We start from the raw sequence: 14,137 nt of genomic DNA, 5'->3' as shown, positions 1-14,137 counted from the left end.
GAGCATATTTATATGCTCAATCGAGGTCAAACTCTTTCATTAAATGAACAAGCGCATGCTGTGTTAACGAATTAGTGTGCAGATCCGTTGCCTGTTTAGCCTGTGCCATCATACGAATAATTTGATAAGGTCCTGCAATCCACCCTGTCCGCATAGCAGGTACAACCGTTTTTGAAAAGGTGCTGGTGTATACAACATATTCATTATTATCCATAGATGCAAGCGGAGGCACGGTATCTGCTTCATCAAATTTAATATCGCCGTAAGGGTCGTCTTCAAACACAATTACATGATGTTTTTTTGCCAGCTTTATCAGCTGCTTTCTACGTTCCAGCGACCACACTTTTCCTCCTGGGTTGGAATAAGTAGGCACGACATAAATACACTTAGGCTTCAGCCGGATGATTTTTTCTTCAAATCTTCTTCCAGCATACCATCATCATCTGATTCCACCGGTACAATATTCACCTCGTAGGATTGAAATACCTGCAGAGCTGCCAGATACGTAGGGTTTTCAGTCAATACGATGTCACGGGGATCAAACATAATCCTCGCAAACAAATCGATGGCCTGCTGGGAGCCGGACGTTACAAGAATATGCTCCGGTTCTCGCAAAATCTGCTTCTGCCTCATTCTCTCAGCCAGTTTTTCTTTAAGAGCCGGCACCCCCTCTGTTTCACCATATTGAAGCACTTTGTTGCTGGATGACAGCGCCTCGTCAAATGCCTGCCTTACTGCTTCTACCGGAAACAGCTTTTCATCCGGAAGGCCGCCTGCAAAGGAAATCACATCTCCTTTATTCACTACTTTTAATATGTCTCTAACAGCCGATGACTGCATATGGCGGACTCTTTTCGCAAAACCATACTTCATTTCTCTCTCCACCTCTGTATCTTTATATTAACTATTTGAAAAATCAGAATAAAATGATTCGTAAATTATATCATATCTCTTAAAATAGAGCACGAAATGATTTTTATAATTACAAAATATTACATAAATACTATTTTATTATTCTTTTAATTTTTATTGTAAATATAGTGTAGGGGTCCGGACGATTATAATGTCGTTATTTAGGGAACAAAATAGATATAAATGCCGTCTAATGATACAAGGAGTGATGGATATGGCAGGAGAGATGAAAGAGGTTATATGCGAACAGGCAATACTAGGGGAAAGCCCGGTATGGGACGAACAATCCCAGCTGTTTTACTGGGTGGATATCCTCGGTCAGTATATACATGAATACAGTCCGAAAACAAAGCGAACCAGATCCATAAAAATAAACCAGATGCCCGGCGCCGTCGCACCTTCCACTAAACCCGGAAAGCTGATAGGGGCATTGCAGCACGGCTTTTATTCGGTTGATTTTGACACTTCTCTTATAACACCTATTTTTGATCCGGAAGAACACAAACCTAACAACCGATTTAATGATGGAAAGTGTGATCCGGCAGGAAGATTCTGGGCAGGGACCATTTCTCTAACGAGAGAGCCCGAAGATGCTGCGCTGTACTGTCTGGATTCTGCAAATGGAGTGCAGAAAAAGTGGTCCCCGGTTACTACGTCTAACGGGCTGGCATGGAACAAAAACAAACAAGCTATGTATTATATAGATACACCCACTCAATCTATTACCCAGTTTGATTATTCTTTAGCAGACGGCTCTATTCATGATCCTAAAGCGATTATTGATTTTTCAGAAGAGCATGGAAAACCCGATGGAATGACAATCGATGCAGACGGCAATTTATGGATAGCTCACTTTGAAGGCGGACGTGTCAGCTGTTGGAATCCGGATACGGGAAAAAAGCAGGAAGAGCTGATTCTCCCGGCTTCTTTAATTACGTCCTGTACATTTGGCGGTGAAAACCTTACTGATCTGTATATCACCACGGCCCGGAATAAATTAACAGAAGACGAGCAGAAAAAGGAGCCGCTGGCAGGCTATGTATTCTCTTATTCTTTAGGCATAAAAGGATTGCCCGCGGATCATTTTATGAATGAAAATGGCAGTTAATTTGAACATCCGTTATTCATGCTCCAGCTTCAGCTGATGAACCGTTTGAATTAAAGCCATTTTGGAGGCATAGTCTTCAAACTCGAGAGCCACTCCATAAATGTATCCTTCCTCCGTTTTCCTTTGACGTTTAATGCTGCCATATACCTTGAACCATTTTTGCGTAATACGGAACATGAAGCATAAAAGAACCTCATCTGTTACTTGAAATCGAAGAGAAGAAAAGAATTGAAGTCCATTTCCTGAGACGTCTAGTATCTGAATAGAACCTTCTTTGCTTTTTACTTCCACCTGTTTGATTTTATGGACGAATATAGTGGCATCTAAGGGTTTTTCTGTGAAGTGAAAACGAACATTGCTTCTGCGATTGGACAAAACAGCCTCCTCTGGTTATTTTTCTTTTATTATACTCTTTGAGTGAACGGTCTGCTACGAAAAACAGGCAGGAAACCTATTAGGTTTCCTGCCTGTTACGTGCTTTTTTACAGCACTATTTTACTTTTGGTTCGTTAATGGCGTTTTTTTTTCCATAATTGCCTGCTTTGCTGTGATTAAAGCCAGTTTATATACATCTTTCGTGCTGCATCCGCGGGAAAGATCATTTACCGGTTTGTTTAGTCCCTGGAGAATCGGCCCGATCGCATCATATCCGCCTAAGCGCTGGGCAATCTTATAACCAAGGTTACCTGATTCGAGGCTTGGGAAAATAAACACGTTAGCTTCTCCCTGCAGCGGTGAATCCGGAGCCTTCTGGCGTCCTACTGCCGGCACAAAAGCCGCATCGAATTGGAATTCCCCATCAATTACAAGATCAGGACGGTCCTGCTGTGCTTTAACCGTTGCTTCTGAAACTTTTCTCGTTTCTATCGAAGAAGCAGATCCTTTGGTAGAAAAGCTGAGCATGGCAACTTTAGGATCGAGATCAAATGCTTTTGCCGTTTCTGCAGTCGCTATCGCAATTTCAGAGAGCTCTTCTGCATTCGGTGAAATATTAATTGCGCAGTCGGCAAATACAAATTTCTGGTCTTCTTTAACCATTATAAATACGCCGGATGTTCTTTGAATTCCCGGCTTTGTTTTAATAATCTGCAGGGCCGGACGAACTGTATCTCCGGTTGAATGTACTGCACCGCTCACAAGACCATCAGCATAATCAAGATAAACGAGCATTGTGCCGAAATAATTTGGGTTTTTGAGCTTTTCACGAGCGCTTTCTTCTGTTTCTTTACCTTTACGACGTTCAACAAAGGCCGTTACTAATTCCTCATAATGCTCGTACTGCACAGGATCAATAATTTTTACCTGGTCTAGTGACACATTAAGCTTCGCCGCTTTTTCTTTTACTTCTTCTTCAAGACCAACGATAATGGGCTTCAGCAGACCGTCCTTTGCAAGGTTAGCTGCTGCTTCTATAATACGATCGTCCTCTCCCTCTGGAAATACAATGGAAGGTTGATCTTTTTTTACTTGTTCTTTTATCTCTACGAAGAGATCGCTCACTAAAATTCCTCCTTTATTATTTAAACCGTTCAGGAAGTGTAGGGTAACTAAAGGCGTATCGGTTCGCTGCGATGAATTCATTCTGGTTTCATATCTCTACTTATTAGGATACTCTTATTCTGTCGAAAAATAAACGTAAATGCATAAAATAATCGTTGTTCTAATTTTCCGAATTAAGAAAACAAAATGAAAGCTTGACTTAAAAGCGTTTACAATATGAAGAACATTGCATATTACTGTATAAACTATTTTAAAATATTAAATAAACAAAACAGCCTTTGTATTCAACCTGCTCCCATCATGCTATACTATTTTCACCTTTTCACCCGTAAACCGCCTATGAAAGGAGAAAAACAATGAGCCCTAAACTGGGAATGGAAACAATTCGCCGGGAGCAGATTATTCAATCCGCAAAAACATGCATTTTAACGTATGGATTTGATCATTTTTCTATAAAAGATGTAGCCCGCACTGCCGACCTCAGCACCGGCGTTATTTATCATTATTTTAAAAACAAAAACGACCTTCTCGTTGAAGTGCTCAAAGAAGCGTTCGCGGTTTCCGAAAAAGATGTACGCAGCACGGTAGATGCCTACGATCAACCCGATGAGAAATTTCACGCCTATCTTCGGACGATCACGTCTCTTCCAGATTATAACCAGCCTTTTTACACCATATTATTAAACTATATGGCCCAGTCTCCCTATGATGATAAAATTAATGAAGTAGTTGGCCGTTTTCTTCGCAATCTCGTTTTGTATTTATCAACTATTCTCGAAGAAGCGGAACAGCAGCACCTCCTCCACCATCACTCTCCTTCGGCTCTTGCCCATTTGATTATTAATCAGGCCACCGGTACTGCTCTTAACGAACGCTATTTTTCTTCTGCAGTCGTTGATGCTAACCGACGCGCTTTTATTCAGTTATTCGAATCAATGGTTGCCACTCCAGCTTCATCATGAGTATAATAGCAGTATCTTATTTATAACGACCGTTCGAAATAAATAAAAAAGGAGAATGCGTAATGCCGTATCCTGCTCTGCTTTCCCCTGTATCTATTAACCAACTTGTCCTTCCTACCAGAGTGATGATGGGTTCCATGCATGTTGGATTGGAAGGGGAAGAAAACGGATTGGAAAAAATGAAAGCGTTTTATGTACGCCGCGCTAAAGAACATGTAGGTCTTATTGTAACCGGAGGAGCAGCTGTAACGCCGGAAGGAAGCGGCGGGGCTAACTTTATGAGCCTCTATCAGGAAACGGATATTAACCAGTGGACAGAGCTCACAGAAGCCGTACATGAAGCAGGTGGACGTATTGCCGTTCAGCTTTTTCATGCCGGGCGCTATGCATACAAAGCGCTCACTGGTCTGGATCCGGTTTCAGCCTCCCCTCTCCAGTCATCCATTAATCCCGATATACCCGCAGAGCTAGCAGAAGAAGATATCCAGCGTACCATTCAAGCCTTTTCTGAGGCTGCCGTACGCGCAAAGAAATCCGGTTTTGATGCGGTGGAAATTATGGGCTCCGAGGGCTATCTGCTTAATCAGTTTATGTCCCCATTGACCAACCAGCGGACGGATAATTGGGGAGGCTCCTTTGAAAAGCGCCTTCGCTTCCCTCTCGCTGTCGCCAAAGCAGTGCGTCGAGCGGTCGGACCCGATTATCCGGTCATTTTCCGTATGTCGGGCCTTGATTTAATGGAAGGAAGCACAACAGAAGAAGAAACCTTAATCTGGGCCGGAAAGCTTGAGGAAGCCGGCATGGACGCGCTGAATATCGGGATCGGCTGGCATGAATCGAGAACTCCTACCATTACAATGAAAGTACCGAGAAACTATTTCACGCCTGTCGCAGCCTCTATCAAAAAACAAGTATCCATTCCTGTGATTACTTCCAACCGCATTAATAACCCGGAAGATGCCGAATCAATTCTGCAGGAAGATATCGTTTCTATGGCCCGCCCTTTTTTAGCAGACCCGGAAATTATTACAAAAGCAAGAACGGCAGGCCTGAAGAAATTAACACATGCATTGCCTGCAATCAGGCATGCCTGGACCACGTTTTTGAAAATAAATCCGCTTCCTGTATGGTCAACCCCGAAGCAGGACGAGAGCTGACCTTCATTATTAATAAAACGACCGCACCTAAGAACATCTTAATTATTGGGGCCGGACCAGCCGGATTGGAAGCAGCAAGAGTTGCTGCCACAAAAGGTCATCATGTGACGCTTGCCGATGAAAAAGAAGAAATCGGCGGACAGCTTCTTTATGCCAGAACCGTGCCGGGTAAATCCGAATTCAATGAAACACTCCGCTACTATTCTGTGCAGCTAAAAAAACTCGGCGTGTCTATTCAGCTTGGCACCGCTGTCTCTGCAGAACATCCGCTTGTGCAGGAGGCGGATGATATCATTCTCGCATCCGGGATTCTTCCCCGGCAGCCTGATATCAAAGGAATGGAAACGCACACCGTTTTTTCCTACCGGGATGTGTTTGAGGGAAATGCTCAACTGCATGGAAAAATTGTCATGATAGGCGGCGGCGGGATTGCCTGCGATTTAGCCTTAGTGCTTTATAAAAAAGGGTATACAGATATTACGCTGCTGCAGCGGGGCCGTAAGTTTGCTAAAGGTCTTGGTAAAACGACGCGATGGATTACGCTGGGCGAACTGCGCCGTAATAATATACGAATGATCGGCGAAGTGACGTATAAAGAAGTTACGCCTGCGGGAGTCGTGGTTGAACATGAACAGCAGGAAATACTCGAAAAGGCCGATACCATTATTACAGCAAGCGGCCAGCTGCCTAACCAAATGCTGGCTTCTGAACTAATGGAACAAGGAAAACGAGTACATGTGATCGGCGGCGCTAAACATGCTGTCGGACTTGATGCCAAGTTTGCTATCCTAAATGGCGCAGAAACAGCGAATGCTCTGTAATTACTTTTAAAGGAGGGTTTCACGTGAAACAATATCTTATATGAGGTAAAGGATCAAATAGCCTTGATTACCCTGAACCGCCCTGAAGTAAAAAATGCTTTAAATACAGAAATGCACGAAGAGCTCTACGACTGTTTTCAGGAAGCGGCCGGTGACAGCACAGTTAAAGTTGTGATCCTCCAGGGGTCCGGGGATGCTTTCTGCGCGGGGGCCGACTTAAAAAGTGTTTCGTCGGACAGCGCGGAAAGCTTCGATTACGGCGACTATCTGCAGTTTACCTATAACCGGCTCGTTCTATTTATAGACAGTATCACTAAGCCGGTCATTGCCTATTTAAACGGCGTAACAGTTGGTGCGGGTTTAAGTATTGCATTGGCCTGCGACTATAGGATTGCTGACAGCCGGGCCAAGTTAGCGCTCAGCTTTTTAAAAATAGGCCTTGTCCCCGACGCAGGAGCTTCCTACTTCCTCCCCCGTCTTGTCGGTTTAGGAAAGGCGATGGAACTTACGCTCGGTCAGACCATATCGGCAGAAGAAGCTTTCCGGATTAACCTGATCACCGCTATTGGAAACCCGGAAGAATATGCTCATAAATTAGCCGCTATTCCCCCTGCTGCCTATGGTCTGGCCAAGCAGAACATGAAGCAGGGATTTGAACACAGTCTCTCAGAAGTTCTTGAGATGGAAGTAACGGCCCAGAGAGAAGCCGGACAGAGCCAGGAACATAAGGACGCCCTTCTTCGTTTCTTGAAAAAGTAGATTGGTTCCCGCTTTTGAAGACCTGTGAACCTATGGTATAGTAGACATCGTGAGCAGGTTTTAGATAAAGGAGTGAACCATATATGAGTGAAGCATCCCAAACGCTCGACGGCTGGTTTTGTCTGCATGATCTCCGCAGGATCAACTGGACCGAGTGGAAGAAGCTGTCCGGCGAAGAGCGCCACAGCATTGTAAATGAATTTATTCGTATGCTTGAGGACTGGCAGCAGGTCGAAGACAACGGTGGCGGAAGTCATGCCGTTTATACGATTGTCGGCCAAAAAGCGGACTTGATTTTCATGCTTCTGCGTCCGACGATGAATGATCTAAATGATATTGAAAATGCCTTCAACAAGACTGGCTGATTATACGATCCCTTCCTATTCTTATGTATCCGTAGTAGAACTGGGAAACTATATGCCGCCTAAAGACGGTGGGGACCCGCTGGAGAATCCGGAACTCCGCAGCCGTATTTATCCTGTGCTTCCTAAATGGAATCACATCTGCTTTTATCCAATGGATAAAAAGCGTGAAGGTGATGACAACTGGTATTCCCTTCCTATTAAAGAGCGCCGGGAGTTAATGCGTGCCCACGGTATGACGGGGAGAAAGTATGCCGGAAAGGTCAAGCAGATCATTACAGGCTCCGCGGGTCTGGATGATTGGGAATGGAGTGTTACTCTATTCGCCCACGAAGCCCTTCAATTTAAGAAAATCATTTATGAAATGAGATTTGATGAAGTGTCCGCCCGCTATGGCAAATTCGGACCTTTCTATGTGGGAAACCTGCTGGAACCAGATAAAGCAGAATCCTTCTTTCACATCTAAACAGCTAACGTAACACAGCATCCGGAACAATTCCGGATGCTTTTTTTGTGTTTAACTTTCTATGATTAAGGAAATACATGTCAAACGGACTTACTAATACTATCTGTAATTACTTTTCATCATATATTGCATGTACAGACCTAAAAAGGAATTTTTTTAATAAAACAGGTAAAAATACTTGAAAGTCAAAGAAGGTCAGTATATAATAAAATCATAAGATCAAAGATAGTCAAAGTCAAAGCAACTTCTTTGATTTTTTCAAGTAACACTACTACACTTATTAATTATTAAGATGCATTATCTTTTCTATTAAAAGATAAAAGGAGGTTCACTACTATGAGATGTGAACATTGTGAACAACGAGAAGCCCGTATTGAATTAAATATGAATATAAATGGACACCAGCAGAAAATGAACCTATGTGACGTATGCTACCGCGAAATCCGCCAGGAAATGAAGCAGCCTTCCAGTGGATTTGGCAATCAGCCGGGGCAGTCCCCATTTGATCAGTTTTTTCAAAACATGATGAATTCCCAGGCAGGAAGCCAGCAGCCTTCTGCCGGCAAAGGCGGCGGAAACAAAGGCGGCGGCGGTCTGCTTGATGATCTAGGAAAAAATCTATCAGACGCTGCACGCGCCGGTATGATTGATCCTGTTATCGGCCGTCATAAAGAGGTAGATCGAGTGATTGAAACCTTGAACCGCCGCAACAAAAACAACCCGGTTCTTATTGGTGAGCCCGGCGTTGGTAAGACAGCTATTGCAGAAGGACTTGCTTTAAAGATTTTGGAAAGCGACGTGCCAAACAAGCTGAAAAACAAGAAAATATATCTGCTCGACGTATCCTCCCTCGTCGCTAATACCGGCGTACGTGGTCAATTCGAAGAGCGTATGAAACAGCTGCTGCAGGAACTGCAGGATAGACAGGATGTTATTGTATTTATTGACGAGATCCATCAAATTGTTGGCGCTGGATCTGCCGAAGGCTCCTCTGATGCTGGTAACATTATGAAGCCCGCATTGGCCAGAGGCGAGGTACAGATTATTGGTGCTACTACACTGGCTGAGTATAGAAAAATCGAAAAAGATGCCGCTCTCGAGCGCCGTTTCCAGCCTGTGATGGTCAATGAACCAAACAGCACGGATGCCGTTGCGATTCTTAACGGCCTGAAGCCGAATTACGAAGCCTACCATCAGGTCTCGTATACAGAAGACGCAATCGACGCGTGTGTAGCTCTTTCCAGCCGTTATATTCAGGATAGGTTTCTTCCGGATAAAGCCATTGATCTGATGGACGAGGCCGGATCTAAGATTAACCTGCTCCACAGCAGTGATGATGAACTTGAAATTCAAAGCCGTCTGAACAGATTGCAGCAGAAAAAGAAAAAGCAACCCAGCAGGAAAATTACGAAAAAGCAGCACAGCTCCGCGATGAAGAAACCCGCTTAACCGAACAGCGTGATAAAGCGGCAGCTGGAGAATCCGTCAGCCAAAATAAAGCAGAAGTAACGGTAGACGTGATCCAGCAGATTATCGAAAACAAAACAGGCATTCCTGTCCGTCGTCTACAAAAACGAACAACAGAAAATGAAAGACCTGCCGGAACGTTTGAATGCTGATGTTATCGGTCAGGAAACGCTGTGCAGAAAGTAGCAAGAGCCATTCGCAGAAACCGGGCCGGACTGCGCCGCGGCAGCCGTCCTATCGGATCCTTCCTATTTGTCGGTCCTACAGGCGTAGGTAAAACGGAACTGTCCAAGTCTTTGGCCAAAGAAATGTTCGGAGATAAAGAAGCAATGATCCGGCTTGATATGAGTGAGTATATGGAAAAGCACTCCGTATCGAAGCTTGTCGGTTCTCCTCCAGGCTATGTAGGCCATGAAGATGCCGGTCAGCTTACGGAAAAAGTACGCCACAAGCCTTACAGCATCATTCTCCTGGACGAAATTGAAAAGGCGCATCCTGATGTGCAGCACATGTTTCTGCAGATCATGGAAGATGGACGCCTGACGGACAGCCAGGGACGTACGGTAAGCTTTAAAGATACAGTAATCATTATGACATCCAATGCAGGAACCGGACTGAAAAAAGTCAGCGTTGGATTCGGCAGCCAGGATGACGAAGAGCCAAAGGTCACAGAATCGCTTAAAAACACCTTTAAGCCCGAATTTCTTAACCGTTTTGACAGTATCGTTAAGTTCGGCGAACTGAAACGGGAAGACTTGATTACTATCGTTGACATTATGCTCTCTGAAATCGTAGAAGCTGCACAAGAACAAGACATGAAGGTAGAAGTGTCCGATGAAGCAAAAGCAAAGCTTGCTGATCTGGGCTACGATCCAGCCTTTGGTGCCAGACCTCTCCGCCGCGTTATCGCAGAGCAGGTCGAAGACGGCATTGCGGATCTCATGCTTGATGAAGACAAATTAGAGCATATTACCGTCAGCTTAGTTAATGATAAAATTAGCGTAACCAATAACGCCCGCGTCTCCTCTCAACAAAATTAATATCCAAAAAAGCCGAAGGCCCTGTACAAAGGGTCTTCGGCTTTTACATATGTTTTATTTGAACCAGCCTTTTTCTTTAAAGTAAGAGATAGCTTCAATCCGGTTACTGACGCCAAGCTTGTCAAAAATAATCGATATATAGTTTCTAACCGTACCGTTTGTGATAAACAGCTCACTGGCAATTTCTTTTGTATTTTTGCCATCTGCAATCAGCTCGATCACCTGCTTTTCCCGGTCTGTCAACGGATTCTCGTTTTGAAAAACCATATCAACGAGCTCCGGCGCGTAGACACGTCGTCCTTTCATAATAACCCGGATTGAATCGGCCAGCTCTTCACTCGGGCTGTCTTTCAATAGATAGCCGCCTACTTCTGCCTTTCGGGCTCTTTCAAAATAGCCGGGTCTGGCAAATGTTGTTAGTATGATAATTTTACATGGATGGTCTTTCAACTCTTCTGCTGCATCGAGACCGCTTTTTACTGGCATTTCAATATCCATAACACAAATATCAGGGGCATGCTGATTGACGAGCGTAACTGCCTCCTGGCCGTTTTTGGCTTTGCCGATAACTGTCATATCCTCTTCCAGATCCAAAATAGAGCCAAGTGCTCCTAGAAGCATTCCCTGATCCTCTGCAATTACTATCTTTATCATGCCATCCCCTCCTGTTTTCTTTGTGTGATAACAGTAGGTACCCGAATATAGAGCTCTGTTCCTTCTTTCGATAACATCGTCAGACTGCCGTTTACAAACTCCAGCCTCTCCTCCATTCCGTGGAGGCCGTTTTCTTTGTAGGATCTATTTTCCCTTCTATACCAGTCCCATTGTCTTTCACACGAATGCTCAGTTCATCCCCTGATTCCCGAAGTTCTACCAGGCAGGTTGTTGCTTTACTGTGTTTTACGATATTCGTCACCGCTTCTTTTAAGCACATGCTGAGCACATTTTCCACAAGCGGCGGTGTTTTTTCAAGCACCGTTTCATCTTTAATAGTAAATTCCACTTCAGCCGCTTTTAAAACCTGTTCAATGCGGATTAATTCATCTTTCAGCTTTGTTCCCCGCATATCTGATACCATTTCCCTGACTTCTTTTAGAGCAGTCCGTGATGTCTGACTGATGTCACTGATTTCCCGTTTGGCTGCTTCCGGATTGGCATCAATCAGCTTCCCGGCAGATCGATCTTTAAGCTACAAGCGAGAGTTTCTGAAGTTCAATGAGATCTCTTGCAATCCGCTGACGCTCCTCCATGACAACCATTTGAGAAATTACGGTTGGCATCTTCAAGCTGCCCTTCCAGCTTTTCCCGTTTTTTCGGTTGAATGTATTAAATGGCAGCAGGATAATACCAAGACGCTGATCACGATAAAAGGAAACTGGGAAAGAAATAATTCATTTTCCATAAAAAACATAATATTAATCGTCACAATAGTAGTTAACAAATGAATACCGTACAAAATATAAATGTTTTTATGCTTCACATTTCCTATAAAAAAAGCAAGGAAAAGAGAAAATAAACGTAGCCGTAAAAAAGAGTATAATGACGCTGATGCGATCGCGACCCCTACCCAAAAATAAACAAGCCAGAGATGACAAGAAGGTCAAGCGGTACGCAACGAAAAATAATAGTATAAAATCACGCCCAGAATATATCAGGAAACGGCGGACGAAAAATAAAATAAACGGAGCAGAAAGAATATCCACACATACGTGCTGAGCCATGTGTTTTTCGGAAAAATTTGATACCAGTTATTCATAGCGGTCTCCTTAAAGGCTTGGTGTCTTTGTTTTCTTGTATTTCCTACTGTAAGTATATCAGACAATTCGCTTATATTCCTTCTAGCACTGTTCTTATGTTCTATGTGTCATAATCTCTGCATTTCTATAAAAAGCCATTCCCGTTTTGTTAGGAATGGCTTCATATGGTGTTACTTTTCCTGAAAGCTCGCTTTTGCCTATCCAATATTGCGTTTTCTTTTAATGTCGCTTTCTTATTTCCCGAAAGCCTACAACGTTTTATTCTTTTCGTCATAGAGACGGAAACGAATAGATTTCAAACTAGAACCAAGCGTAATTGTTGTAGCCTGTTGTAAAGGATTCATGAGCCTGCTCAAGGTTATAGTTTGGTACGCGCGGGCTGAGATGGTGTACATGGTGGTAGCCGATGTTTCCACTTGCCCACTGCAGCACCTTTGGAAGCTTGTAATACGAACTGCCATCTACTGCTGCTTTAAAAAATCCCATTCGCTTTCTTCTTCGAAATACGAATCTTCGAATTGATGCTACATAGAAAAGCCAAATGCCAAGAGAACCGGAAACAAACAAGATTGGTCCCTGAACGAGCAGGAATGCCTGCATCCGATGACGCAATCAATACACCGTAAATAAACAATAGAGCATTAATAATATACGTGTTCATACGCTCTTTGCGTCTTGGACCTTTACGGTTGAAACGGTTTGTAATAAGAAAAAGATAAAATGGTCCGAGACCGAATAAACCAGCGGGTTACGGTACAAGCGGTAGGAGAATTTTTCAAATGTGACGCTTCTTTGTATTCTTCTACGGTCATCACCCAAATATCGCCGACGCCCCGTTTATCTAAGTTACTGCTTGTTGCATGGTGAATGGAATGCTCTTTTTCCATTTTTCAAAAGGAAACAACGTAATAATTCCAGTTATTGTACCTAGAATAGAGTTGGCTTTTTTGCTTTTAAAGAACGATTGGTGGCAGCAGTCGTGAAAGATAATAAATGTTCTTACGACGAAGCCGGACGCCATAATGGATAAGGGAAGGCTGAGCCAGATAGAAATCGATAAACTTTGATAGGCCAGAAACCATAAGGTAAGGAATGGAATAATCGTATTCACAAGCTGTTTGATGCTTTTTGCCTGATCTGATTTTTCAAACGGTGCTACCGTTTTTCGTAATTGAGCCTGTTTAGCTTTACTCATATATAATCTCTCCCATTTCTATAGGCGTGTGTGTTTATTGTTTATACCCTTATCATATAGGGAAGTGTATTAAGTTATAAGTCATGAAAGTCAATTGCTCATATGACAGTTGTCATATACTTTTTTCCTGTTAACTTCCATTCTATAGAATACATTCTTTTGTTCATCTGCCATAAAACCTTCATTTGTTCTTCAGGAACATGCTGTGCTATGCTTTTAAACAGATAATACAGAAAGGAGCACATGAACATATGCGTTCTATGCTTAAACCTCTGCGTCTCACTGGAATTATTGAAGGAATCTCATTTATTGCCCTGCTGTTTTTAGCTATGCCTCTTAAATATATGGCCGGTATGGATATGGCGGTTACTATTGTAGGAGCAGCCCACGGCGGTCTCTTTACTATTTATATTGCCCTGGTTCTTGTCGTATGGGTACAGCGACGCTGGTCGTTTCTGCGCGCCTTGGTTGCCATGGTCGTCTCGGTGATACCATTTGGTCCGTTTGTTTTTGAAAAGAGTCTGAGACGGGAAGAAGAAACAGGCATAACGCCGCTTACTTTCGGACAGTAATAAAGAAACATGAAAAGCCTGTCCGTTTTTGATGCGGAACAGGCTTTTCTGCCGTTTAA

General features: G+C 43.4%; 14 protein-coding genes and 3 pseudogenes. 8 read left to right on the top strand and 9 right to left on the bottom strand.

Annotated features, from left to right (window positions below):
• Window positions 1-16: 16 nt before the first annotated feature.
• The gene (locus MMY81_RS34225) at window positions 17-343 is read right to left on the bottom strand and encodes an aminotransferase class I/II-fold pyridoxal phosphate-dependent enzyme (RefSeq protein ID WP_308215369.1); all 327 of its coding nucleotides are present in this window, start codon (window positions 341-343) and stop codon (window positions 17-19) included.
• A 50-nt stretch (window positions 344-393) separates the two neighbouring features.
• Entirely contained in the window at window positions 394-873 is a 480-nt protein-coding gene (locus MMY81_RS34220; protein ID WP_308215368.1) for an aminotransferase class I/II-fold pyridoxal phosphate-dependent enzyme, read from the bottom strand.
• 253 nt (window positions 874-1,126) lie between these two features.
• Between MMY81_RS34220 and MMY81_RS16810 the strand changes: the two genes are divergently transcribed.
• Window positions 1,127-2,020, top strand: coding sequence for an SMP-30/gluconolactonase/LRE family protein (locus tag MMY81_RS16810; RefSeq protein ID WP_252313751.1), 894 nt, complete (start codon window positions 1,127-1,129; stop codon window positions 2,018-2,020).
• Window positions 2,021-2,032: 12 nt separating this feature from the next.
• Here MMY81_RS16810 and MMY81_RS16805 read toward each other — a convergent pair whose 3' ends face one another.
• On the bottom strand, window positions 2,033-2,395 hold the full coding sequence (locus tag MMY81_RS16805) for a PilZ domain-containing protein (RefSeq protein ID WP_252313750.1): 363 nt from the start codon (window positions 2,393-2,395) through the stop codon (window positions 2,033-2,035).
• Window positions 2,396-2,515: 120 nt separating this feature from the next.
• Window positions 2,516-3,520, bottom strand: coding sequence for a phosphate acetyltransferase (pta, locus tag MMY81_RS16800; protein WP_252313749.1), 1,005 nt, complete (start codon window positions 3,518-3,520; stop codon window positions 2,516-2,518).
• 356 nt (window positions 3,521-3,876) lie between these two features.
• Here pta and MMY81_RS16795 point away from each other — a divergent pair, with 356 nt between their 5' ends.
• The 6 genes and pseudogenes from MMY81_RS16795 to MMY81_RS16775 all read left to right on the top strand — a co-directional run bounded on the left by MMY81_RS16795 (window position 3,877) and on the right by MMY81_RS16775 (window position 10,554).
• On the top strand, window positions 3,877-4,482 hold the full coding sequence (locus MMY81_RS16795; RefSeq protein ID WP_252313748.1) for a TetR/AcrR family transcriptional regulator: 606 nt from the start codon (window positions 3,877-3,879) through the stop codon (window positions 4,480-4,482).
• Between the two features lie 62 nt (window positions 4,483-4,544).
• Window positions 4,545-5,639: an oxidoreductase gene (locus tag MMY81_RS34215; RefSeq protein WP_308215367.1), complete on the top strand. Its 1,095-nt coding sequence runs from the start codon at window positions 4,545-4,547 to the stop codon at window positions 5,637-5,639.
• Window positions 5,609-6,460 (top strand): NAD(P)/FAD-dependent oxidoreductase, encoded by an 852-nt coding sequence (locus MMY81_RS34210; RefSeq protein WP_308215366.1) that lies wholly within the window; start codon window positions 5,609-5,611, stop codon window positions 6,458-6,460. The genes MMY81_RS34215 and MMY81_RS34210 overlap by 31 nt, the downstream gene beginning before the upstream one ends.
• 33 nt (window positions 6,461-6,493) lie before the next feature.
• Window positions 6,494-7,219, top strand: a complete 726-nt coding sequence (locus MMY81_RS16785; protein WP_308215373.1) for an enoyl-CoA hydratase/isomerase family protein — start codon at window positions 6,494-6,496, stop codon at window positions 7,217-7,219.
• An 83-nt stretch (window positions 7,220-7,302) separates the two neighbouring features.
• A pseudogene (hemQ, locus tag MMY81_RS16780) lies at window positions 7,303-8,047 on the top strand (hydrogen peroxide-dependent heme synthase).
• Between the two features lie 336 nt (window positions 8,048-8,383).
• Window positions 8,384-10,554: pseudogene (locus tag MMY81_RS16775) on the top strand (ATP-dependent Clp protease ATP-binding subunit).
• Window positions 10,555-10,608: 54 nt separating this feature from the next.
• Here MMY81_RS16775 and MMY81_RS16770 read toward each other — a convergent pair.
• The 5 genes and pseudogenes from MMY81_RS16770 to MMY81_RS16755 form a co-directional block, all read right to left on the bottom strand.
• Complete coding sequence (locus tag MMY81_RS16770) at window positions 10,609-11,208, bottom strand: response regulator transcription factor (protein WP_252313746.1); 600 nt, start codon at window positions 11,206-11,208, stop codon at window positions 10,609-10,611.
• A gap of 91 nt (window positions 11,209-11,299) precedes the next feature.
• A complete protein-coding gene (locus tag MMY81_RS36290) occupies window positions 11,300-11,632 on the bottom strand; it encodes an ATP-binding protein (protein ID WP_308215365.1) in 333 nt (110 codons plus the stop codon).
• A gap of 204 nt (window positions 11,633-11,836) precedes the next feature.
• A pseudogene (locus tag MMY81_RS36285) lies at window positions 11,837-12,310 on the bottom strand (hypothetical protein).
• 301 nt (window positions 12,311-12,611) lie between these two features.
• Window positions 12,612-12,911, bottom strand: a complete 300-nt coding sequence (locus MMY81_RS16760; protein ID WP_252313759.1) for a fatty acid desaturase — start codon at window positions 12,909-12,911, stop codon at window positions 12,612-12,614.
• 241 nt (window positions 12,912-13,152) lie between these two features.
• A complete protein-coding gene (locus MMY81_RS16755) occupies window positions 13,153-13,506 on the bottom strand; it encodes a fatty acid desaturase (RefSeq protein WP_252313745.1) in 354 nt (117 codons plus the stop codon).
• A gap of 251 nt (window positions 13,507-13,757) precedes the next feature.
• On the opposite strand from MMY81_RS16755, the gene MMY81_RS16750 reads away from it, so the two are divergent.
• Window positions 13,758-14,078, top strand: a complete 321-nt coding sequence (locus tag MMY81_RS16750; RefSeq protein WP_252313744.1) for a DUF3817 domain-containing protein — start codon at window positions 13,758-13,760, stop codon at window positions 14,076-14,078.
• The last annotated feature ends 59 nt before the right edge of the window (window positions 14,079-14,137 follow it).

The sequence above is a fragment of the Sinobaca sp. H24 genome (genome assembly GCF_023845525.1).
This window is presented reverse-complemented; position numbering and strand designations above follow the sequence as displayed.